Annotated in this window: 18 protein-coding genes and 3 pseudogenes; 16 read left to right on the top strand and 5 right to left on the bottom strand. The window is 39.0% G+C overall.

The window, feature by feature from the left end:
- The first annotated feature begins 81 nt into the window (after positions 1–81).
- The 10 genes and pseudogenes from ICI50_RS09970 (at position 82) to ICI50_RS09925 (ending at position 9,159) form a co-directional block, all read left to right on the top strand.
- Positions 82–1,218: a YncE family protein gene (locus ICI50_RS09970; protein WP_013855035.1), complete on the top strand. Its 1,137-nt coding sequence runs from the start codon at positions 82–84 to the stop codon at positions 1,216–1,218.
- 347 nt (positions 1,219–1,565) lie between these two features.
- A complete protein-coding gene (locus ICI50_RS09965) occupies positions 1,566–2,837 on the top strand; it encodes an RNA-guided endonuclease InsQ/TnpB family protein (protein ID WP_188891636.1) in 1,272 nt (423 codons plus the stop codon).
- A gap of 112 nt (positions 2,838–2,949) precedes the next feature.
- Positions 2,950–3,165, top strand: coding sequence for a hypothetical protein (locus ICI50_RS09960; protein ID WP_188892129.1), 216 nt, complete (start codon positions 2,950–2,952; stop codon positions 3,163–3,165).
- Between the two features lie 140 nt (positions 3,166–3,305).
- Positions 3,306–3,458, top strand: coding sequence for a teichoic acid D-Ala incorporation-associated protein DltX (locus ICI50_RS09955; protein ID WP_013855037.1), 153 nt, complete (start codon positions 3,306–3,308; stop codon positions 3,456–3,458).
- Between the two features lie 15 nt (positions 3,459–3,473).
- Positions 3,474–4,988 carry a D-alanine--poly(phosphoribitol) ligase subunit DltA gene (gene dltA / locus ICI50_RS09950; protein ID WP_188891634.1) on the top strand — a complete coding sequence of 505 codons (1,515 nt, stop codon included), beginning with the start codon at positions 3,474–3,476 and terminating at the stop codon, positions 4,986–4,988.
- Positions 4,988–6,226, top strand: coding sequence for a D-alanyl-lipoteichoic acid biosynthesis protein DltB (dltB, locus tag ICI50_RS09945; RefSeq protein WP_188891632.1), 1,239 nt, complete (start codon positions 4,988–4,990; stop codon positions 6,224–6,226). Before dltA ends, dltB begins: the two co-directional genes overlap by 1 nt.
- Before the next feature lie 55 nt (positions 6,227–6,281).
- Positions 6,282–6,521 (top strand): D-alanine--poly(phosphoribitol) ligase subunit DltC, encoded by a 240-nt coding sequence (dltC, locus tag ICI50_RS09940; protein ID WP_054640447.1) that lies wholly within the window; start codon positions 6,282–6,284, stop codon positions 6,519–6,521.
- On the top strand, positions 6,514–7,800 hold the full coding sequence (gene dltD / locus ICI50_RS09935) for a D-alanyl-lipoteichoic acid biosynthesis protein DltD (protein ID WP_013855041.1): 1,287 nt from the start codon (positions 6,514–6,516) through the stop codon (positions 7,798–7,800). The genes dltC and dltD overlap by 8 nt, the downstream gene beginning before the upstream one ends.
- Positions 7,800–8,744, top strand: coding sequence for a serine hydrolase domain-containing protein (locus ICI50_RS09930; protein WP_013855042.1), 945 nt, complete (start codon positions 7,800–7,802; stop codon positions 8,742–8,744). The genes dltD and ICI50_RS09930 overlap by 1 nt, the downstream gene beginning before the upstream one ends.
- Before the next feature lie 94 nt (positions 8,745–8,838).
- Positions 8,839–9,159: pseudogene (locus ICI50_RS09925) on the top strand (DUF898 family protein).
- Positions 9,160–9,219: 60 nt separating this feature from the next.
- Here ICI50_RS09925 and ICI50_RS09920 read toward each other — a convergent pair.
- Positions 9,220–9,843: an Rgg family transcriptional regulator gene (locus ICI50_RS09920; protein ID WP_280530476.1), complete on the bottom strand. Its 624-nt coding sequence runs from the start codon at positions 9,841–9,843 to the stop codon at positions 9,220–9,222.
- Positions 9,844–10,469: 626 nt separating this feature from the next.
- On the opposite strand from ICI50_RS09920, the pseudogene ICI50_RS09915 reads away from it, so the two are divergent.
- The 3 genes and pseudogenes from ICI50_RS09915 (at position 10,470) to ICI50_RS09905 (ending at position 12,763) form a co-directional block, all read left to right on the top strand.
- Positions 10,470–11,323, top strand: a pseudogene (locus ICI50_RS09915) (IS982 family transposase).
- Positions 11,324–11,424: 101 nt separating this feature from the next.
- A complete protein-coding gene (locus ICI50_RS09910) occupies positions 11,425–11,823 on the top strand; it encodes a hypothetical protein (protein WP_188891630.1) in 399 nt (132 codons plus the stop codon).
- A gap of 268 nt (positions 11,824–12,091) precedes the next feature.
- The gene (locus ICI50_RS09905) at positions 12,092–12,763 is read left to right on the top strand and encodes a DUF975 family protein (RefSeq protein WP_013855045.1); all 672 of its coding nucleotides are present in this window, start codon (positions 12,092–12,094) and stop codon (positions 12,761–12,763) included.
- Between the two features lie 68 nt (positions 12,764–12,831).
- On the opposite strand, the gene ICI50_RS09900 is transcribed toward ICI50_RS09905, so the two are convergent.
- On the bottom strand, positions 12,832–13,800 hold the full coding sequence (locus ICI50_RS09900) for a GH25 family lysozyme (protein WP_013855046.1): 969 nt from the start codon (positions 13,798–13,800) through the stop codon (positions 12,832–12,834).
- A 253-nt stretch (positions 13,801–14,053) separates the two neighbouring features.
- On the opposite strand from ICI50_RS09900, the gene ICI50_RS09895 reads away from it, so the two are divergent.
- Positions 14,054–15,670 (top strand): putative polysaccharide biosynthesis protein, encoded by a 1,617-nt coding sequence (locus ICI50_RS09895; protein ID WP_082599020.1) that lies wholly within the window; start codon positions 14,054–14,056, stop codon positions 15,668–15,670.
- A 42-nt stretch (positions 15,671–15,712) separates the two neighbouring features.
- Here the strand turns inward: ICI50_RS09895 and ICI50_RS09890 are convergent, their stop codons facing one another.
- The 3 genes and pseudogenes from ICI50_RS09890 to ICI50_RS09880 all read right to left on the bottom strand — a co-directional run bounded on the left by ICI50_RS09890 (position 15,713) and on the right by ICI50_RS09880 (position 19,224).
- The gene (locus tag ICI50_RS09890) at positions 15,713–15,949 is read right to left on the bottom strand and encodes a hypothetical protein (protein WP_013855048.1); all 237 of its coding nucleotides are present in this window, start codon (positions 15,947–15,949) and stop codon (positions 15,713–15,715) included.
- Between the two features lie 46 nt (positions 15,950–15,995).
- Entirely contained in the window at positions 15,996–18,575 is a 2,580-nt protein-coding gene (locus ICI50_RS09885; RefSeq protein WP_188891628.1) for an ABC transporter permease, read from the bottom strand.
- A 9-nt stretch (positions 18,576–18,584) separates the two neighbouring features.
- Positions 18,585–19,224, bottom strand: a pseudogene (locus tag ICI50_RS09880) (ABC transporter ATP-binding protein).
- 83 nt (positions 19,225–19,307) lie between these two features.
- On the opposite strand from ICI50_RS09880, the gene ICI50_RS09875 reads away from it, so the two are divergent.
- Positions 19,308–20,618: a PTS sugar transporter subunit IIC gene (locus tag ICI50_RS09875; RefSeq protein WP_188891626.1), complete on the top strand. Its 1,311-nt coding sequence runs from the start codon at positions 19,308–19,310 to the stop codon at positions 20,616–20,618.
- Positions 20,599–21,516, top strand: a complete 918-nt coding sequence (locus tag ICI50_RS09870) for an alpha/beta hydrolase (RefSeq protein ID WP_095342236.1) — start codon at positions 20,599–20,601, stop codon at positions 21,514–21,516. Before ICI50_RS09875 ends, ICI50_RS09870 begins: the two co-directional genes overlap by 20 nt.
- The last annotated feature ends 10 nt before the right edge of the window (positions 21,517–21,526 follow it).

Below are 21,526 nucleotides of genomic sequence, written 5' to 3'. Positions count from 1 at the left end.
ATTGACGAAAAGAAGAGGATTTTTAGCTATAATGTTAACCGTACCCAATAAGTATTTGCCACAGAGAAAGGAGCAGTGATCATGAAAAAAATAGGCAGATTTATCTTCCATTTGTTTTTGATGTTCCTTGTTTTAACCGGACTTGGAGTAGGCGGCTATTATGGCTTTCAGTGGCTAGAACAAAGGCAAATGCTCAAAGAAAGACCTAAGCTGGTTACAGCTAAGGACAGGACTAACACTAGCGCTGCTTGGCATAATTTGGCTAACTATCAAAAAGCATTGCGCGGGAAATATTCTTTCATTAATAAGGTAAGCAATTATGTACCGCCTAGAACTTGGGATGGTAAGGATGCTGTTATTCCAGGGCTAATCTCTACTAAGAGTTATGATTTTAAAGCAAAAAAATATAATACGGCAACGGCTATGACTCCGCAAGGAATAGCGGTTGCGGATAAGTATATTTTGCTGACGGCATATGACGGTGATCATCAACATGCCTCCGTGATTTATGTCTTGAACAAAAAAACGGGCAAGTATATTAAAACAATTCAAGTAGCGGGCAGGCCCCATTTAGGTGGGATTGCCTATGATCCGGTTGCTAAAAATATCTGGGTAACTGGTTCATTGGGCAAGTCATCTGCTTTAGCGTCTTTTTCGCTTAAGAAATTGCAGCAGTACGATGAAGCTAAGCACTTACCAATTAAATATAATCACCAAATTGCCATTTCTGCTGTAGAAAAGGCCTCCACTGTCACTTACTATGATGGACAATTATTTGTCGGCTTTTTTAACATGTATGGTCGCGGTAAGGTTGCAGCTTATACAATTGCTCGCAGTGGGAAGAATAAAGACTCCATTACTAATAATGAAGTTAAATCCGTAACGGGTACGCTACAGTGGTCAGATCCAACTGGTGAGACCTCAATGGACAAACAGATTCAGGGAATCGCCATTTATCAGGATAAGATCTTTTTGAGCCAGTCTTACGGTAGTGGGGATTCTAAGCTCTATGTTTTTCCAACTTCGGCATTGAATGCTTTGGATGAAAAGAACGCGGAATTAGTGATCGACATGCCGCCATATCTAGAGCAGATTACAGCATATAAAGGTCAGCTGCTCTGCGTCTTTGAATCTGCATCTCGCATTTATGCTAAACCTCATATTGTAGTAATGGACCGTATCCTCTCAATGAATATCAATGCCTTATTTGGCAACTAGTTATGGAAGGAATTTTATGAATATCGATTATTATCAAAAAGAAGTTTTTCTTTTACGCTTTGCGGCTTGGTTTTGCTTATTCCCCGCTTCAACCTACTTATATATTTATAAGATGACGAATTTATGGTTTTGTCTAGCAGAGGTAATCGTCATTGTACTGTTCGCAGCTTTTTTATGCAATAAGAACAAACAGTGAGGAGAAAGAACAAAGAATACCTCCCCATCTATTGATGAGGGGATGAATTTGGTCTTTCTCCTGCTTTCTTTTTTGCCTAAATTTATTCTTTCAATGGTAAAATTAAATATACAAATAATGTCGTTATTTTCAAAAAAAGGAGATGAAATTTATGGCTTTTAAAACCAAGCTGGCCGAACAAGAAATTCAGCTTGGCACTAGACAATATCGGATTTATCCAGAGGGCGAAGAAATCGCCTGGATTTGGCAGCTGTTTGGGGCTAATCGTTTTGTCTGGAATCAGTTCGTGGCCACCTTTGAAGCACGCTATGAGGCCAATCCTCAGCTTAAGTTTCCCAAGATTGGAATCTTAAAGAGCTGGCTGCCTTTAATGCGCAAAGAGCATGCCTGGCTTAAGAAAATCAACAGCACTTCTTTGCAGTTCGCGGTCGAGCGCTTTAGCGATGCGATGTGGGCCTTTTTAACTAAAAAGCAGGTCAAGCAAGGCAAGCCTAGGTTTAAAAGCCGTAAATATTATTTACAGACAGCAACGATTAAAAACGTTAAATATCAAACCAAAGCTGGCGCTCAAGCGCAGATTAAAGTGCTTAGCCCTCATCATTTAAGAATCGGCAAGCATAACGGTATTACGCTGAGAACTAGTTCTTTGAATACTTTGAAAAACGTTAGCATCCAAAAAGCCGTCATTTCCTACCGGCAGGACTTAAACTGCTACTATATCAGCTTTTCTGTGGTGAAAAACAAGCGACAGTTGGCTCAATACAGCGCTAAGTCTAATAAGACAGGCAAAAAGGTCGGTATTGACGTTGGGCTAGGCAAAGAATGGCTGGTTACCAGTGATGGCCGCCGCTTTAACGTGCCTGACACCTTTGAGCTGGAAAAAGAAATGATCAGGCGTCAAAGTCATTGCGACCGTAACCGCACAGCGATTGAGAAGCGAGTGGCTAGATTTAATCATGAGCATGAAACTAAGATTGATAAGTATGATTATTCTAATTGGCAGAAGCTGAGAAAGACCAAAAGCAAGTACCAGCTGAAGATCAGAAACATCAGATATGATTACTTGCAGAAAGTGACCACTGAACTGGTTAAAAGCTACGATGTGATTGCCATTGAGGATTTGAAAGTCAAGAATCTCATGGGCAATCACAAATTGGCGCACAATATCGCCAATGCTTCTTGGGCAATGTTCAGAAGATTGCTAGCGTATAAATGCAAGTGGTATGGCAAGAAATTAATTGTAGTGGCGCCGCAGTACACTAGCCGCATCTGTTCGGCATGCGGCAGAAAGAATCCGCAGTTTGCGCACATGAAAACTAGAGACTGGCTAGCAGTCAGAAACTGGACTTGTCCCTACTGTCAAACAGATCATGATCGAGACGAAAATGCCGCCAAGAATATCTTGGCTAGGGCAATAAATTAAGAAAATAACAGATAAGGCTTGGGCCAAGCCTTGCTAAGATAGGCCGACCGCTATGCTCTGGTGGGAATTAAAAAGCCACAAAGCTTAAGCATATTTGAGCAGACATTTTTGAATGAAGAGCAAAAGTCAGGCTGTTCGCAGAAAAGCTCTAATAAAGAGACCACCCATCTATTTGATGGGTGGTAAGTCATTGACGACGGCTAAGACTGATCGTTGGAAAAAGCCCCAAAATGTAATGCGCTTGCTGATCTTTGCCCTGATTTTTGTAGCAATTATTATTGACATTCCATTATATTTTGCTTATCGTGATTGTAAAAAAGCGCAATAATGCAATAAAAGAGTAGCATTCATTAAGAAAAAGTTTAAATTTGTTAAAATATAAGTTAGTACTGTTTTAAACAGTATTTTTTGTAGTAATATAAGTCCAAGTAAGAAAATATTACAATAATATTACTTGAGGGAGAAATGATGAATAAGAATACGAAAATTGACTCTCGAGGCAAACGCATTGGCATGTTTGTTTTGAAGACAATTATTTATTTCGGAATCCTGATGGCATTAATTTATTTGTATGAATACAGTGGACTTAACTCTGTTCACTTCATTTACAATGAATTTTAAGGTGGTGCTGTCATAATGATTCAAGATGTTATTAAGAAAATTGACGAGATAGCTGATAGAGAACCAGATCGTGTTGTTTATGACTATCTTGGTAAGACTAATACATATGGTGAACTCAAGCGTCGCTCTAATGCCTGGGCTCATAAGATTGCTAGCATGGATATTCCGGCTAAGGCTCCAATTATGATTTGGGGCGGTCAGACTTTTGAAATGGTCGCAAGTTTTTTGGGTTGCGTAAAGTCAGGACATGCTTATATTCCAATTGCTAGTTACTCTAACGTGGAACGTTTAACGATGATTCAAGACGTTTCTAAGTCACCAATAGTTTTAGAAATTGATCCATTGCCAGATGTTGACTTATCAGGTGTTAAGGTATTGAAGGCTAGTGAAGTTGAAGACGGTGATTATCAAGTTAACGAAGAAGAATTCGTTGAAGGCGATGATAATTACTACATTATCTTTACTTCAGGGACTACTGGCAAGCCTAAGGGCGTACAGATTAGCCATGATAACTTGCTCAGTTTCGTAAATTGGGAATTGTCAGATTTCAACTTACCAAAGAATCCAAGTTTCTTGGCTCAAGCACCTTACTCATTTGACTTGTCAGTCATGAGTCTTTATCCGGCACTTGTTTCTGCTGGTAAACTGGTTATTTTGCCACATGATGTTACGCAAAACTTTGGTCAATTATTCCAGACTTTGCCTAAGATGCAATTTAACGTTTGGGTATCTACACCATCATTTGCACAGATGTGCTTCTTAGATAGAACCTTTGATAGCAAGCATCACCCAGACTTAAGTTACTTCTTGTTCTGTGGTGAAGAGTTGCCACATAGCGAAGTTAACATGCTTAAGAAGAAGTTCCCAGATAGTCATATTTTCAACACTTACGGTCCTACTGAAACAACAGTAGCCGTAACGCAAGTTGAGATTACTGATGAAGTGCTTAAGAAGTATGATCGTTTGCCAATTGGCAAGGTTAAGGAAGACACTAAGGTCACCATTGATACTTCTAAGGGCGATAAGCCTGGTGAAGGCGAGATTATTATTAGTGGTCCTAGCGTTTCTAAGGGCTACATGAATAATCCTGAAAAAACCGAAGCTGCTTTCTTCCACCAAGATGGTGAAGCGCAAAGCAGCTACCGCAGTGGGGATGCCGGCTTCTTCGATGGCGATATGCTCTTTTATCGCGGTAGAATTGACTTCCAGATTAAATTCAATGGCTATAGAATCGAACTTGAGGAGATTAACTTCTACTTGTCTAAGAATGAGTATGTGCGTTATGGCGTTGCAGCTCCTAAGTATAATAAAGACCATACCGTTAAGCAGATCGTAGCAGAGATCGAATTGAAACATGACGTAGCGCGTCAACACTCCGAAGCTGCTTTGACTAAAGCAATTCGTGAAGATCTAGCTAAGAACGTGATGCCATACATGATTCCGCAGCGTTTTGTTTACCAAGACAAGTTGCCAATTTCTCAAAACGGCAAGGTGGATATCAAGGCGGTTATTAAGGAGGTTAATAAGTAGTGAATTTTAACTTCATTAACTTACAGCCTTACTCGAATCCGCAATACTTTATTTACTTGATGATCGCGTTAGTTCCAATTATTGTTGGTCTTTACTTTGGTCATCGTCTAAAGACTTATGAAGCAGTATTTTCACTGGTCTTCTTGTTTTTAATCTTTGATGGCAGCCATTGGCAGCAAGGGGTTAACCTGTTAATCTGGCTAGTTTACGAGTTTGCGCTGACCTTTGGCTATCAATATTATCGTCATCATGGCAAGAACAAGACCTGGGTCTTCTGCTTAGCTGTAATTTTGGCAATTATTCCGTTAGTTGCAGTTAAGTATTTGACCGCTTTTCCAGATAATTCCATTGGCTTTGTAATTGGGTTCCTAGGTATTTCTTATGTAACCTTCAAGACCGTTCAGGTAATTATGGAAATGCGTGATGGGGCAATTAAGCAGGTAGATCCTATAACTTATGCTAGGTTCTTGCTGTTCTTCCCTACTATTTCATCAGGCCCTATTGATCGGTATCGCAGATTTAAGAAAGACTATGATAAGGTTCCTACTAGGGATGCTTATATTACTGACTTGCAATATGCAGTTAGATATTTGTTCCAAGGATTCTTATATAAATTCGTAATTGGCTGGTTCTTTGGTACTTATTGGCTACCGAAGATCAGTGCCGCAGCGTTAGCTGTTGGTAATGCCAATGGCGGCTTGAAGTTATCATGGTGGGTATTAGCCTACATGTATTGCTACAGCATGTACTTGTTCTTCGACTTTGCCGGGTACTCATTATTTGCTGTATCAATCTCATACTTCATGGGTATCCATACTCCAATGAACTTCAACATGCCATTTATTTCTAAGAACATTAAGGACTTCTGGAACCGTTGGCACATGACGTTGTCATTCTGGTTCCGTGATTACATCTATATGCGATTTACCTTCTTTGCAATGAAGAAGAAGCTTTTCAAAAACCGCATTAGATTATCACAAGTTTCTTACTTCTTGCTTTTCTTAATCATGGGCTTCTGGCATGGCCTTACTTGGTACTACATTGTGTATGGTATTTTCCATGCTTCAGCAATCTGTATCAACGACATGTGGCTCAGATTTAAGAGAAAGCATAGGAAGCAGATTCCGCATAACAAGTTTACTAAGTGGCTCGCCATTTTCTTAACTTTCAACGTAGTTTGCTTCAGTTTCCTGATTTTCTCAGGATTTCTTAGTCAACTATGGTTTGGCTGGAAATAAGCTATATAATAGTGATGAGAATTTTTAGTATTAGTTAAAAATAGAGGTAGTAATTATGGACACTAAACAAGGCGTATTAGACATTTTAAACGATTTAACTGGTGAAGACTTATCAGACCAAATGGATGAAAACATCTTTGAAAATGGTTTGATGGACTCAATGGCAAGCGTACAAATGCTTTTGAGCTTACAAGAAAAGTTTGATATTGATGTTCCTATTTCAGAATTCAACCGTGCTGAATGGGACACTCCTAACAAGATTGTGGCAAAGGTGGAAAGCTTAGAAAATGAGTAATAAACGCCGGCTGTGGCAAATCTTTGGCCCAGTTCTTTGCGCTTTTATCCTTTTATTAGTTGTATTTCTGATTCCTTGGGAGAAAACTTTTTCTAAGCAAACGATCTATGAAGCAGCTGCTTCACAGAATACGACTGTTTTTAAGGGCAGTACGATGAAGCAAGAGGCTTTTGATGAAGGGTATGTGCCATTTTATGGTTCAAGTGAATTATCTAGATTTGACCCACTGCACCCAAGCATCATTGCGGAGAAGTATCAACGAAACTACCGCCCATTCTTATTGGGTGGTCCAGGTAGTCAATCATTGGCGCAGTTCTTGGGGATGCAAGGCACAGTTAAGCAGCTTAGGAATAAAAAAGCCGTTGTGATCATTTCACCACAATGGTTTACCAAGAGAGGCCAAGACCCGAATGCTTTTGCACTGTATTATTCTCCACTGCAAGCATGTAATTTCTTGCTTAGTGCCAAGAATAATGTAGCTGATCGTTATGCTGCTAAGCGTTTCTTGGAAATGCCAGATGTTAAAGGCGAGATCAAGAACAGCTTCAAGCAAATTGCTGAGGGCAAGAAGTTGACTACTTTCCAAAAGTTCTATTTGGAAAATCGTCGGCAAATGCTGCGTAATGAGGATAACTTCTTTAGTTCATTCCAATTGCGTGATCGGGTCAATAAGATCCATCAAAGAGCCAAAATATTACCAAGTGCTTATTCTGTTAAGGCTTTGAATAGAGTCGCTAAGGAACAAGCTGAGATGCATACCAATTCTAATAATTTGGGTATTGATAATACTTTCTATAGAACTCGTTTGTCTAAGAAGGTATTGAAACGTCTAAAGGGCAGTCAACGCAACTTTGACTATGTTCATTCCGTTGAATACGGTGACTTCCAATTGATGCTGGAACAATTTGCTAAGCAGCATACTAACGTGTTGTTCATTATTCCACCAATTAATGGCAAGTGGATGAAGTACACTGGTTTATCAAGCAAGATGTACCAAGAATCGGTTGCCAAGATGGAGCACCAATTAACTAGTCAAGGCTTCGAAAATATTGCCGATCTCTCAAGACGTGGCAGTGAAAAGTACTTCATGGAAGATACGATTCACCTCGGCTGGAGAGGCTGGGTAGCAGTTGATCAAGCCGTTAGACCATTCATGAAGCAGCCGAATGAACGCTACAACTACGATCTGTCTAACTACTACTTCTCTAAGAAGTGGCAGAATAAGGACAATGTTAAGCGAATTAACTTAACGGATAAAGAGCGTTTAAAAGCAAAGTAGTGCGCCGGGCTATTAATCATTTAGGCGTTAAGGGATCAGTCTTGGTTACAAGCTCAAGAAAGCCGATCCTTAAATACGCTACTAATAATAGTGCTGACACTAGCTATTTAATCAATTCGGTGCAAAAGTCCATGACAGCGGCAATGCTGATGCGGGAAGTTCAAAAGGGCAAGATGAGTCTGAATGATCCACTTGCTAAATTCTTCCCTAAGGTTGCTGGTGCTGACTCCGTGAAGATTCACAACTTGCTTACCATGACGTCAGGTTTTGATATTCAAGTCGGTGAACCATTAGGCACGCCGAAATTCATTTCTGATGAGGCTAACTTGAAGCATGTTGAGAAATATACGGTTTTCGATGCTAGAAAGTTGGGCGAATGGCATTATACGGCAGTGAACTACATCTATATCTGTGGTATTTTGTCTAAATTAGAGCATAAGTCTTATGAGAAATTGTTCCGTGAGACTTATATTAACCCGTTAAAGCTAAAGCAAACCGAATTTCTATGGTCGAGCAAAGCTGAGCTTCGTGCTGCTAACTGGGTTCCTGGCTATGAACAAAAAGATGGTAAGTACGTGCGAGTTAAGCATGCGGCTGCTGTACAGGATGCACATAATGAATTAGGTGCAGGCTCAATTGTGATGTCTAACGCGGATCTTGCGAAGACGATGAACTATATTTTGCATGGCAAGTTATTAACCAAGCAGAGTAGAGCGGTTCTCTTCAAAGGCGAGGCACCGAGTTATTACAATGGCGGTCTTTATAACTTGAAAAGGTATAAAGCAGCTAATGGTGCTGGTGCAGGATACTATACTTTCATGCGTAGCACCAAGCATGGGAAAGATATGATTATTATTCAGGATAATCACACTACCCATGGTGAATTTGGTAGGATTAAAAAGAAAGTTAACAGTATCATGTCGATGATGCTGCATTTCAATTAAGACTTTTGATTAATTTTGTTGATCAGGAGTGAATGAATAGAACCAAGTAGTTAGTAAAATGGCTGCTTGGTTCTTTTTGATGATGGAGGATATTATGGAATTAAAGCATGGACGCAATTCATTTTTTGATGGCGGCTTGTTTGCATTAATTGGCTGGCATATTTTAGGATTTTTAGTTACTTTTCTAACATTGGGAATCTGCTAACCTTGGGCTGTTTGTATGATCTATGGTTGGCAAATTAATCATACGGTGATTGAAGGTAAGCGAATGAGATTTGTCGGTAGTGCTTGGAGTTTATTTGGCAATTGGGTTAAGTGGTTACTATTATCAATCATTACTTTAGGAATTTATTCTTTCTGGGTGAGAATTAAGCTGCTGGATTGGAAAGCTAAGAATACGGTATTTGTTAAGTAAATAGGCAATGTATCAAGACGATGATGCTGCATTTCAATAAAAAAGCGAGGCCATTTTTTCTTATCCATAAATTTGTTTTACTTGCTTAAATCCGGTTATGAATCCGTCTTTGAGATCAGGTAAATCAAGTAATTCAGTAATTTGAATTATTGCTTGAAAGTTTGCATCGTTCTTGTTTTTGATATAGTCAATGTACGATTGAAAGGCTTGAATATAGATTTTCTCGAAAGTATATCTATCTGTTAAAGGAAGCTTTTTGAATTGGTTTAGTAATTTTTGTGCTAAATTATAATTCTTTTTTATGAGAATGAAGATAGCATTCAGTAAGCTGTCAAGAACATCATCGTACCATCTTTTAGTACTTAGATTTACCTTGATAGCATGTAGGATTATAATTTCTGATATTTGATAAATTTTTTCGCTAGGTAATAAACCAAGTGCATTACCAAAGAAAAATATATCTTCATACTGCCAGTCTGAAACATGATTTAAAATAAAAGTTAGTCTTTTTTGATCACTGCTTGAAAAAATAGTATTTTGACTTAAATCTTGAAAAAAATTACAAGCACAACAATATTCCAGAAATAAAATTTTATTTTGAGGATTTTTCTTAGCTATTTTTTGTTTTTCAAGAGTAAATTTTTTTAAGGTGATAATGTTGTTGTTAACATAAAGTGTATTAATTTTATGTGTGACTGCTAGTAATTCCGGTAAAATAGGATTATCAATAAATTCAATTGCTTGAATATGATTATTTTTTAAAAGAGTCAGAACTTGAGTAAATGATAGATTATCACTACCTTTTTCCCATAATGACAGGGAAGATTTGGAAGTTACTCCTTTTGCGGCTTTTACTAATGTGATGTCTTTATTTTTTCTAAGTTTTCGAAACTTGGGTCCGTATATTTTATCTTTTATTTGTATTTATTCTTTCAAAAAAATTCCTAATATTAGGAATTTTATCATATTAAAGATGATACGGGTGTAAAATTTCCTTAGAATTTATAGGAGAGGAATTACTTATAATGAATTGGAAAGGTGCCAGAGATTGGATCTGGGGATTCAAAAATGGATTTGAAGGTAGAGCACGTCATCATCGCTCATGGAGAGATCGTGATTAACTAGGTTAGAAGGGGTTGAAGGCAATGCTTTTAATCCCTTTTAATTTGCATATTTTGAGAAGAAATTATGAAGATAATTAAATATATATTTAAATACGCGTGGTGCTAGTTAAATCGTTTTAGTTAAATAAAAAGTCCAATCGGACTAGACTCAAGTTGTAAGTAGTAATAAAAAGGAGTCTGATCCAATTGAACTACCTCAAGCTTAAGCGTTTTTCTCACCATTTACAAGTTAGCTTTACTCGTTTAAATGTAATCTGTCGTTCTTGGTATCAACTGTATGCACCGGATTCTTTGAAGCATCGCAGAAATACTGATCAAACCAGGCTATCTGACAGCTCAATATTGGCCATGCTTATCTGGCAAGCGGAATTAGGAATCGAATCACAAAGAAGATTCTGTAAGTTCTTTGTAGGACTATCCCATTCCCGTTTTAATCGCAGAGCCCATTAGCTTTTACCTTTAATCTATCTGATCCGCCATATTCTGAACCAGGAGGTAGATCTTTCAGGCAGAATCTTGATTATTGATAGCTTTCCAGTACCAGTTTGTCAGCCAGTTCGCAATTATCGCGAATCTTTCGCAGTTCAGCTGACATTGGCTATAAGGCAACCAAAAAAGTCTACTATTATGGCTTTAAGGTTCATGCCATTGTAAGTGATGACGGCTACTTGCTTGATTATGCAGTCACCAAAGCATCAGTGCATGATGCCAAGGAAACCACAGAGCTGATGGCCAATGCCCATCCTGCCAACCATTATCTTTTAGGCGATGAAGGCTACCTCGGCAAAGATTTAGCTTTTAAGCTAAAACAAATGGGCTATAAGCTTTGGACGCCATACCGCAAAAACATGCAAGGTGCTAAAGAGCATAACGATCATCAGCTAATGGCTATCAGAAGAACAATCGAGAGCGACTTTTCCTTGCTTAGCTACTACAACGCTGAAAACAATCGTGCCCGGAGCTTAACAGGTTTTCAAGAACGTCTTGAAGTCGCAGTTTTGGCTTACAATATGGCATATTGTCTAGAACGATTTAACTAGCACCACGCGTATAATTATATACTTTTTAATGTTTATACCAATTATTATAGTGCTGTTCAGTAAAGAAAGCGGTTACTTAGATTACAGAAAGTGTAATAAAAATGGATACAGCTGGAATTTTAATCGGTGTAGTCTTGATGTTTTTAGGTGGATTGCAATTATTTTTGACCTATCGTTATTATAAGAATGTCCAGAAAATTAAAAATCATGCATTAACAGCTCCCTTTGCTATCTGGAGTAGTGTAGTATTTGGAATAGGTGTAATTTTTATTTCGTTAATGGTGTTCGCGGGCCGAGCTTCGGATATTAGTCGTGGCTTTTCTATCTTTAGTGCTATTTTATTTTGGGTAGCTGCGGCTATTGCATTAATTAAAGCTAATCAAATGAGGAAAAAGATAAAGCCTGTCAATGGCAAAACAATGGGTAGCTCATGGCAAGTTATAACAGTTTATATAATCGTCGTAGCAGCTGTAATTTCAGGTTTGATTTTGATTCTTTAGAATAATCATTGTTCAGTTAATTCAACATGTTTTTTTGCTTGTTTTTTAGATAGTTGAATGCTAAGATTTTCATGTACCGCCACTAGTTGTGGTCATTTTCTCCGGTAGCGAAAATGTCATCTTCTATATGTGGTCAGAGTGGCGGTCAACACTGTGTGAGCCTAGTTCCGTGTTGTGGGATTAGGCTTTTTTTGATCTTAATTTTCGTGTTGCTAATTGTAATTAATTAGGTGAAAATATCTTTATTTAGTAGAAAGTGGGAAGAATTATGTCGACTACTAGAAGAGAATTAAAGAATAATGCCAAGCTTGCCCTGCGTGGCAATTGGGGTTGGGCTGTACTGATGTGTCTGATCAACATGATAATCGTAGCGATTTTGTCTGGCGGCGGTCACCGGGTTGATCAGATCTATATGGATTATGAAGGCACGAATTTCTACATGCAATTGCTTAGTCCACTGGGTACGATTCTAGCTTGGATTGGCGATTTTATTGCCTTAAGCTTAGTTATTTCATTCTTGAAGCTAAGAGATAACGATAAGCTAGAGAAGCCATATGTTTCAGCGTTCTCAGTTTTTACGGAGAATCGCTTCGGCCCTGAATGTATTAACTTTGTCATGACCAGTATTTTTACATTCTTATGGACATTGCTGTTGATCATTCCAGGGATTATTAAGAGTTACTCCTACGCAATGACGCCTTACATCGTAAAGGACATGGTAGCTAGTGGCAAGCAAGTTGGTGCAACTGACGGAATCAATGCTAGTAGGGAGTTAATGAATGGACATAAGATGGATTTATTCGTCTTTGATCTCAGCTTCATCGGTTGGTTCTTATTGGGCGGAATTAGCGTAATTGGGATGCTATGGGTTGTGCCATATTATCAGACTGCCAAGGCTAACTTTTACCGCGAATTAGCTGGCAACCAATTCTTAAAATAAAAGTGAGCATAGTAAAAGGCATCGAGTAATTTTTTACCCGGTGCCTTTTTTCTGACTATAATTATTGGTTAATAGAGGTTAGCTGCCTTGATGTACTTGTTTTTGCCAATCCGGTAGTACTTCTTGCCGTGGATGGTCTTCTTCTTACCGTAAGTAGTAACTGAAGCATGCTTCTTCAAAGCCTTGTGGTGCGTATGCTTACCGTGCTTGTTGTAGATAGCAGCCTTATGCTTTAACAAACGAGCCTTACCTTTGATCTTCTTAGGAGCTTGAGAAACAGCACCAGCTGAAGCATGGAGTGGTAATACGTTGATGTTGCCATCTACGTTAAGGCCGCGCCAGTTGTCAGTAAATTGCCAGATAGAAATGCCCTTCATTGATGGGAAGTAGTTAAAGTTAGGATTGTCAATTCGACCTGAAATGGCATATGAAGCTACCCATAATGAATTAGGAAATGCGTTGACTACAGCATTAGTGTTAATGTTGTTTCTCAATACTGATGAACTTGCGTATAACAATGGCTTGTAACCTGCTGCCTTAACCTTCTTCATGAAGGCAATAATTGCATTAGCAGTGGCGCCTTTACCCATGTTAACGTTGTTACCATCGCCTGATTCGTAATCACAAGCAAGGTATGAACCTGGTGTAAGGCCCATGGCTCTAGCTGAGGCAATAGCATAATCAGCTTCACGCTTAGCTGCACCAGAGTTAGCGCTGAAAGTTGCAAAGTGGTAAGCCATTGGCATCATGTTTTGACGACGAGCACTAGCAATCTGACTGCTTGCCTTAGGATTGCGGTAGCTGGTACCTTCACTTACCTTAACAACGGCAAACTTAGCCCCTGATCTAGCGTGTGCTGATAAGTCTACGCTTTGGTAGCTGGCAACGTCAATCCCCAATGAACGTGCCGCAACTGAAGTAGTTGAAGCTTGCACAGTTTCATGACTTGATACTTGTGAATGAGCTGCAACAATTCCAGCAGTTGAAAGCATAGCAACACATGCTAATTTTGTAATAAATCTCTTCTTAAATAACAACTTAAGTCCCCCGAATGTATTTTTTTAAACCAATAATAATTAGTTAACTTTGCATAGAAACATATCAAGGATAATAATAATAAAAGAGAAGGTCAAGGGGACTAATAAAAAATTAAACGAGGAGTAATAATATAGTAAATAATGTAACGGATTTGTATTATTATGAGGTAAAAAATCAACTTTTTACCCATAAAATAAAAAATCCACGTATAATAAGAAGGCAATGAGATAACGTAGATTTGAGGTTTTTATTTTGAATAAAAAAATCCTATCCGGTTCGTTTTGGCTATCGTTTGGTAGTATTGTCTCACGAATTCTAGGAGTAGTTTATTTAATTCCTTGGCTGATCATGTTAGGGAGCTATCACAATCAGTTGAATGCGCAGGCGCTATTTAATTCGTCATACACGCCTTATGCGCTCTTTTTGTCCATTGGGGCAGCGGGACTGCCTTCAGTTATTGCCCGGGAAGTATCACAGCTTAATTCACAAAAAAGATATAAAGATAGTCTGTACATCACTAAGCTAGGCTTGATTATTATGCTGGTGATGGGTCTTGCTTGTGGGATCTTGCTGTATGTGACGGCACCTTTGATTGCCAAGAATAGCCCAGTCGATTCGGTGGCTAGCGCGACGATTTCTATTCGGGTATTAGTGCCAGCCGTAGTGATTCTGCCTTCAATGAGCATGGTTCGTGGCTGGTTCCAAGGTAATAACGATATGAAGCCTTACGGTATTTCCCAATTATGGGAGCAGTTTGCCCGGATTCTCTTTATTTTGCTGGCTACGCTGTTAATCATCGAGGTCTTTCACCGTAATTATGTAATTGCGGTTTACTTCAGCGTATTTGGCGCCTGCGTTGGGGCAATTGCTAGTTATCTGTATTTGTTTGCTTATTTGCGTAAGCAATGGGGGGATTACCGGGAGCTAATTAATAATAGTCTGCCTCGTTCCCTGAACAATGTTTCGCGCAATCTGCTTAACTTATGGTATGCTTCAATTCCATTTGTGATGCTCGGTTCATTTATTACGGTAACGCAGTTAGTTGATCAGCTGCTATTTAAGCAAATTCTGATTAATTTCAACCATATGGATAAAACTTATGTTAGTTATCTCTATACCATTTTCTCAGCTAATCCCAGCAAGATTACAACGGTGATTATTTCTTTAGCTACAGCCGTCTCAGAGACGAGTCTGCCGCTTTTGGCTGGACTTAAGTATAAATCTAAGGATAGCGTTAAAAGCATCAGAAAATTGCTCCTAGAGAATTATCGACTACTCTTATTTATTCTGCTGCCTGTTGTAGCTTTAGGTGCTTTTGCGGCTTCGCCAGTTTATACGGTATTATTTTCACATGACAGCTTTGGCAGCTATTATTTGGTAGAAAATATTATCCAGAGTCTCTTTGCTGGATTAGTAATGAACTCTTTAACCTTGCTTTTGGCATTGAATATGAATCGTCTAGCCGTGATTTACATAGTATGGGGCGTCGTGATTAAGCTGATTTTACAGGTGCCGATGACTTTTATGTTAAGTGCTGACGGTTCAATTTTATCTAGCGATATTGCCTTCTTAGTAGTGATCTTGCTTAGTTATCATAAACTGAATCATACTTATGGCGTTAAACTAGGCAGTCTATTGCCAATTGTGGTAGCTAATGAAATCTACATTGTTGTACTCTTTATCTATCAACTCTTGATTGGCAGCCACTTCAACACGCTCGGCCGCATGGGCAGTTTCATTTATCTAGCTATCTTTGGCTTAGCCTTCCTAGGTATTTATATTATGCTGGCCAACTTCATGGGAATCTCCGAGAAGATTTTTGGGAAGAAGATTGGCTACCGTTATTATCGCTATAAGCATTATGAGTAAAACAAAAACGACAAGTTGATTAGAACTTGCCGTTTTTTGATGCTAATAATTTCGATTGATGTCGCCCATGCTGGAACGCATTGCTTCATCAACGTATTTTGAAGTTTCGATATCTGCCTCGTTAAGAGCATCTTGGATATCTTTATAATTCATTTGATTAACAAGGTAGAATCTTAAGGCCTTGTTGACTAACTTATTAAAATCAACATCGTTGATCTCATCATATTTTTCAATTAACTTACTGACATCACTATTTAATTCAAAGTGCTTTCTTGGCATTTTTATCTCCACCTTTTCTTATGAAGCAATTATAACATAATGCCTTTTAGTCAATAGATGACAAAGCATCGAGCATATTGATTTTTTTAATCTTGTGATGAACTACAATGGCCAAGGCAGCCGTGATCAGGGCAGGAATTAATGCCGAAAAGACAAAGTTGAGCGGGTACATGTTCGGGTCAAACATTGCGACGTCTGGCGGCAAGCTCGTGATAATAAAGTAATGCAGCCACCAACCGAAGCCAAAGCCTACTAAAGTTCCAAGCAGCGATAAGATAATGGTCTCACGGTAAATATACATCGTCGTCTCATTATCGTAGAAGCCCAAGACCTTGATTGTGGACAATTCACGGATTCTTTCAGCTACGTTAATGTTGGTTAAATTAATGTTGGTTAAATTATAGATTACAACCAGCGCTAGCATCCCTGAGATTAAGATCAAAATAAAGATAACCTCGTTTAAACTACCCGTAAAGCTGCCCAAGAGCTTTCTGTTAGATGAATTAGAAACGATGGTTTCAATCGCTGCGGTCTTTACTAATTGCCTGCTGACTTTGTTCACATAAGCAGGATCATGCTTCTTGGTAGTGACTAAGTAGGCATTAGCTGAATACTTCTTGCCAGTAGCCTTTTCATACTCACGCGGACTCATGAAGAGATAGTGACCCAGATACATTTCGCAGATACCGCTAACTTTGAAGTGATAGATCTTGCCGTGGCTGTTTTTTAAAGAGATCGTTGAGCCTTTTTTAGCATTAAGAATAGTAGCTAGTTTTTCTGAAATAATGACGCCATTCTGGGGTAGAATCAGTTTCTTTTTATCTTGGCGTTGCCACAGGTTAATTGATTTCCTAAAAGTCTTAGTATCTTTAGGCGCGATTAATGACACGTTTTCAGTTGAGCCGCTATTTTTTAGATGCTTGCTTAACTGCTGATACTGCACCGCATTGACTTGGGTAATAGCTTTTTCTTTAAAAATTTGAGTTAATTTTCTTTCTTCTTTTTTAGTAACATCGCTAGGTTTCAAGGCGATAATATCATTTTTTTGTACATCATTATATTGAATGTGGCCGATGCCTTGAAGCGAATCGCGGATACCAAAGCCCATTACTAACAACCCCGTACAGCCAGCTACACCCAAGATCGTCATGAGCATTCTGCTCTTATAACGGAAAATATTGCGTGCTGTGACCTTGGCTGAAAAACTCATGTACCGCCAGAGCCAAGGGATGTGTTCTAGCATAATTCTAGAGCCGTTCTTAGGTGGTTTGGGCAAAAGCAAAGCTGAGGGCTGCTCGCGCAGCGTTTGCCAAAGTGTAAGCATAGAGATGACTGTCGTTGAAAGCAGTGCAACGGCTAAGGAGATTAAAAGTGGTCCCCAGGCAAAGTTTAGCTGATAACCAGTCCCTAATGTAGAAGAGGCCAGATATGCCTTGATGATTAAATCGGGTAAAAAGGTATAGCCTAAAATGGAGCCCAGTACTACACCTAAAATGGAGCCCAGTACTACACCTAAAATTGCGGCAGAGGTACTGTAAAGCAAAAACTTGATGGCAATTGCGCCATTACCGTAGCCTAGTGCCTTTAGCGTACCAATATTGGTTCTTTCTTCTTCGATAAAACGCATCATGGTTGTCAAACTGACTAACGCGGCTACGGCAAAAAGAAAGACAGGAAAGACGTTGGCGAGGACTTCAACTCGTTCTGAATCAGCGCGGTAGGAAGAATAGCCTTGGCTTTCTTCACGGCCGTTAATCGTGTAACTTGGATAGGCAATTTTAATTTTATTTTTAGGCACCTCAATTTGATTAGGATTGATTGGAATGCCTTTTTTTAATAATTGTCGTGCTGCTTTTTGCCGATATTGTGCCTTGTATAAAGCTACGTACTTATTGTATTTGTCGCGGCGATTTTTATTAAGTGCTTTTTGCAGCTTATCTTGGTCGCGATAAACACGATTGCGGTAGGCGACGCTGAAGGGACTTAGGCTAGCCGTATTTTTAAAAGTTACACGTGAAACCTGATATACAGGTGAAGCAAAAGCATTATGCGAGGTTACGGCGATACCGGTTAGGCGGCCATTACCAATGTTGGTTTGCCCGATTTGATTTTTATCTAAAAATTCACTGGATTTAACGAAGCCGACAACGCGATAAGTTTTATTTTTTAAAATACCTGGTTTGCTAAAGGTGATTTGTTGTCCAAGATGGTATTTCTTCTTTAGTAAATATGACAAGGCAATTTCTCGCTTATTGTCCGGGAAATGTCCTTTAATTAATTCGTAACTGGAAATATTGTTAGATTGAGAAAAGACGCGTAGAGTATCATGGCTATTTTTAACGCGTACATCCTGAAAATAGCCAAACGCGGCTTCTTTAACTTCTGGCAAATTGCGGATAGTAGCACGATCGGTTGAATTGATTCCATAGTTGGAAGTAATGGTTACGTCGGCTAGATTATGCTTGTTAAAAAAGTTGCCACCGGTGGCACGCATGTCAGGACCAGCCATCTTAAGCCCTACAAAAGCAAAGGTCCCCAGACCGATTAAGAGAATAATAGCAATGTAGCGCCCTAGCGAGTGGGTAATTGCTGGCAATGCGTCTTTATATAAAATCGTTTTACGCATAATAATCACCTACCATTCGATTGTACTGATGTCAGCAGGCTGATGGTTAATTTTAATATCTTGAATACCGCCGTCATGAATGCGAATCACCTTGTCGGCAATTGGCGCAATAGCGGCGTTGTGGGTAACGATTAATACGGTTGAACCATTTTGTTGGCTCATCACATAAGAGAAGTTCTGGCTTCTTGGCGATTGCGCGGGCAATGGCCACGCGTTGTTGTTCCCCGCCAGATAGTTGCGCGGGGAAATTGTCCTCTCTATTGGCTAAATCAACTTGTTGCAAAGCTTTGTCCACGCTCATCGCGTCGGGCACGATTTGAGCCGCTAGTTCGACGTTCTCTTTTGCCGTTAAATTAGGAATAAGGTTATAGAATTGAAAGACGAAGCCCATGTCATTGCGGCGATAAGTGGTGAGCTGCTTAGCATTATAGTTGGCAATATTCTTGCCAGCCACGATTACGTCGCCACTAGTATTTGGTTCCATCCCGCCTAAAATATTAAGTAAAGTAGATTTGCCTGCTCCGGATGAGCCTAGGATAATGACTAACTCTCCCTGAGCGACAGAAAATGTAATATTTTTATTGGCGTAAATAGTTGTATCACCGGATTGATAAGTTTTGGTATTATTTTTTAATTCAATATAAGCCATAATGATCAACTTTCTAGCATACATGTATAATAGATCTAAGTTAATTCAATCATATTTTTGGAAGATAGGTAAAGGAAAACACCATGGGAGATAAAGTAGTAGGTTTTGTCCTTCGCGTTAGAAGGCTATCGATTTTTAGAATAATTCAGCGTACATTGATGATGCTAATGCCGATTGCCATTGTTGGTTCCTACTTTGAGTTATTGCGGGATGCAGTTTTTTCACCAGATAGCTTCATCTATAATATCTTTAGCTTTGATGAAACAATGTCGGATCATCTTTGGTATGCTGGAGCTTTTATTAGTAATGGTTTTGTGCGGGTAACCTTTGGCTTGTTTGGTATGTATACTGCATATTTTGCAGCTCGTTATACCGCAAGATTATATAAAAAGGACTCAACTTTAGCCGGCATGACCGCGGTGATTGTCATTATGTTCTGCGCGTATGCAAATAATGTAGCAAACAGTGCAGGAGATCGGTCACCGTTTTCATCCAGTATTTTAAAGATTAATGCACTGCTTTTAGCTATTTTAATTGGTTATGTTGTGGGGCAGATTTTTCATTGGCTAGGTAAGGATCATCAACCTATTTCTTTTGAACACACCGAGCGTATTCGGCAGCGAGCATGGAATTCGTTTTTGCCAATGTCAGTTTCACTTGGATGCGGGATGGTATTAGGCATTATAATCTATGAGTTTCAAATCAAAATTATTAATTCTGACACTTTCAAGACCTTGGTTGTCCAGGTGCAAGGTTCAAATAATTTGCTGGAAATCTTAGCTTTATTGTTGGTGGTAATGATATTAAGCTGGATTGGTATTGGCTACCCCTTATCATCAATCTCTAACGCAGCTTCAGGTGCTGCAGCAACTGCTAATTTGAATTATGCATTAAGGCATGGCAGTGCTTGGAATGTACCACATAGATTCTTAGGTAGCTCGCTAGTTTATCCCTATGGTGCAATGGGTGGTGCGAGCTTGGTTCTGGCCTTAATCGTCTTGATTTTATTAGCAAATAAAAACTCTAAAGAAAGTGAGAATATTGCTAAAGCAAACCTTTTACCAGCGGCCTTTAATTCGACGTGGGGCTTTATGATTGGGATGCCGATCATTTTGAATCCGGTTTTCTTTTTATCGATGCTAATTATTCCTCTAATCAATGTGTTACTTGCGGCTGGTGCAATTGCCATTCATCTTATTCCGCCTTGCGTTTATCCTGTGTTAAAGGGGACTCCAGGAATTTTGATTTCGTTTTTCGGCTCTAACGGAAATTGGATGAATTTAGTATTTTCTATCTTATTATTTATTTTTGATATTGTATTGCTTGTTCCAACTACCATGCTGGGACAAAAGATTGAGAAGAGACTGAAAGAATATGAGCAAAAAGCAAAGTAATTTAGGTAAAAATCCCAACTTAAAGTGGCTACTCATTGTAATAGCATTGATTATTCTGCTGGCTATTCCAGGTTATAGCTGGATGAAGGAAGGCAACCGGATGCGGGCTCAGCGGCAGAAGTCTATCTTGTCGCCAGTAATTATGGTTCCTGGCTCAAGTGCAACAACCGAGCGTTTCAATGAATTAGTCAACCAACTAAACCGTGATACGCCAACTAAGCACAGCGTATTGAAGATTAACGTTTCGACTAAAGGGGTATTGTCTTATTCTGGTTCAATTGATAAAAACGATAATGAGCCTTTTATTATAGTAGGTTTCCAAAACAATAAAGACGGCTACAGCAATATCAAGAAGCAGGCAGGCTGGCTAGATCAGGCTTTTTACGATTTGACACAGAATTATAGATTTAATAATTTCAAGGCTTTTGGTCATTCAAATGGTGGCTTGATCTGGACCTACTGGCTAGAGCATTATTATTCAACGTATTCCGATGAAATCACGATGAAGCGACTGATGACGGTAGGTACGCCATATAATTTTAGTGAAGGCAATGCTAGTCATAGAACGCAGATGTTGGAAGACTTTATCAAAGATAGGAATAGGATTCCGAAAGATTTGGTTGTCTATTCATTATCTGGTGGTAAGAACTATGAATCAGATGGAATTGTGCCTGAGGCCAGTGTAGCTGCCGGCAAATATATCTTTCAAAACCGGGTTAAAAACTTCACTGCAATGATCGTAACGGGTGAAGAAGCAGATCACTCAGATTTGCCTCAAAATGAGCAGGTTGTTCAGGTAATTGAACAGCATTTGCTCAATCCTGTGAAACCTAAAAATAATCCAAATCAAGCAAATCAAAATAAAGATAAGAATAATGGTAGAAAGGATCAAAATTAGTATTATTGTG

It is taken from the genome of Lactobacillus kefiranofaciens (assembly GCF_014656585.1).
GTDB classification, from domain to species: domain Bacteria; phylum Bacillota; class Bacilli; order Lactobacillales; family Lactobacillaceae; genus Lactobacillus; species Lactobacillus kefiranofaciens.
This window is presented reverse-complemented; position numbering and strand designations above follow the sequence as displayed.

What these genes read in the sequence shown, in the direction of transcription:
- ICI50_RS09970 (WP_013855035.1), top strand. Translation starts at nt 82, where the DNA reads ATGAAAAAAATAGGCAGATTTATCTTCCATTTGTTTTTGATGTTCCTT.
- ICI50_RS09965 (WP_188891636.1), top strand. Translation starts at nt 1,566, where the DNA reads ATGGCTTTTAAAACCAAGCTGGCCGAACAAGAAATTCAGCTTGGCACT.
- ICI50_RS09960 (WP_188892129.1), top strand. Translation starts at nt 2,950, where the DNA reads ATGAAGAGCAAAAGTCAGGCTGTTCGCAGAAAAGCTCTAATAAAGAGA.
- ICI50_RS09955 (WP_013855037.1), top strand. Translation starts at nt 3,306, where the DNA reads ATGAATAAGAATACGAAAATTGACTCTCGAGGCAAACGCATTGGCATG.
- dltA (WP_188891634.1), top strand. Translation starts at nt 3,474, where the DNA reads ATGATTCAAGATGTTATTAAGAAAATTGACGAGATAGCTGATAGAGAA.
- dltC (WP_054640447.1), top strand. Translation starts at nt 6,282, where the DNA reads ATGGACACTAAACAAGGCGTATTAGACATTTTAAACGATTTAACTGGT.
- dltD (WP_013855041.1), top strand. Translation starts at nt 6,514, where the DNA reads ATGAGTAATAAACGCCGGCTGTGGCAAATCTTTGGCCCAGTTCTTTGC.
- ICI50_RS09910 (WP_188891630.1), top strand. Translation starts at nt 11,425, where the DNA reads ATGGATACAGCTGGAATTTTAATCGGTGTAGTCTTGATGTTTTTAGGT.
- ICI50_RS09905 (WP_013855045.1), top strand. Translation starts at nt 12,092, where the DNA reads ATGTCGACTACTAGAAGAGAATTAAAGAATAATGCCAAGCTTGCCCTG.
- ICI50_RS09890 (WP_013855048.1), bottom strand. Translation starts at nt 15,949, where the DNA reads ATGCCAAGAAAGCACTTTGAATTAAATAGTGATGTCAGTAAGTTAATT.
- ICI50_RS09885 (WP_188891628.1), bottom strand. Translation starts at nt 18,575, where the DNA reads ATGCGTAAAACGATTTTATATAAAGACGCATTGCCAGCAATTACCCAC.
- ICI50_RS09875 (WP_188891626.1), top strand. Translation starts at nt 19,308, where the DNA reads ATGGGAGATAAAGTAGTAGGTTTTGTCCTTCGCGTTAGAAGGCTATCG.
- ICI50_RS09870 (WP_095342236.1), top strand. Translation starts at nt 20,599, where the DNA reads ATGAGCAAAAAGCAAAGTAATTTAGGTAAAAATCCCAACTTAAAGTGG.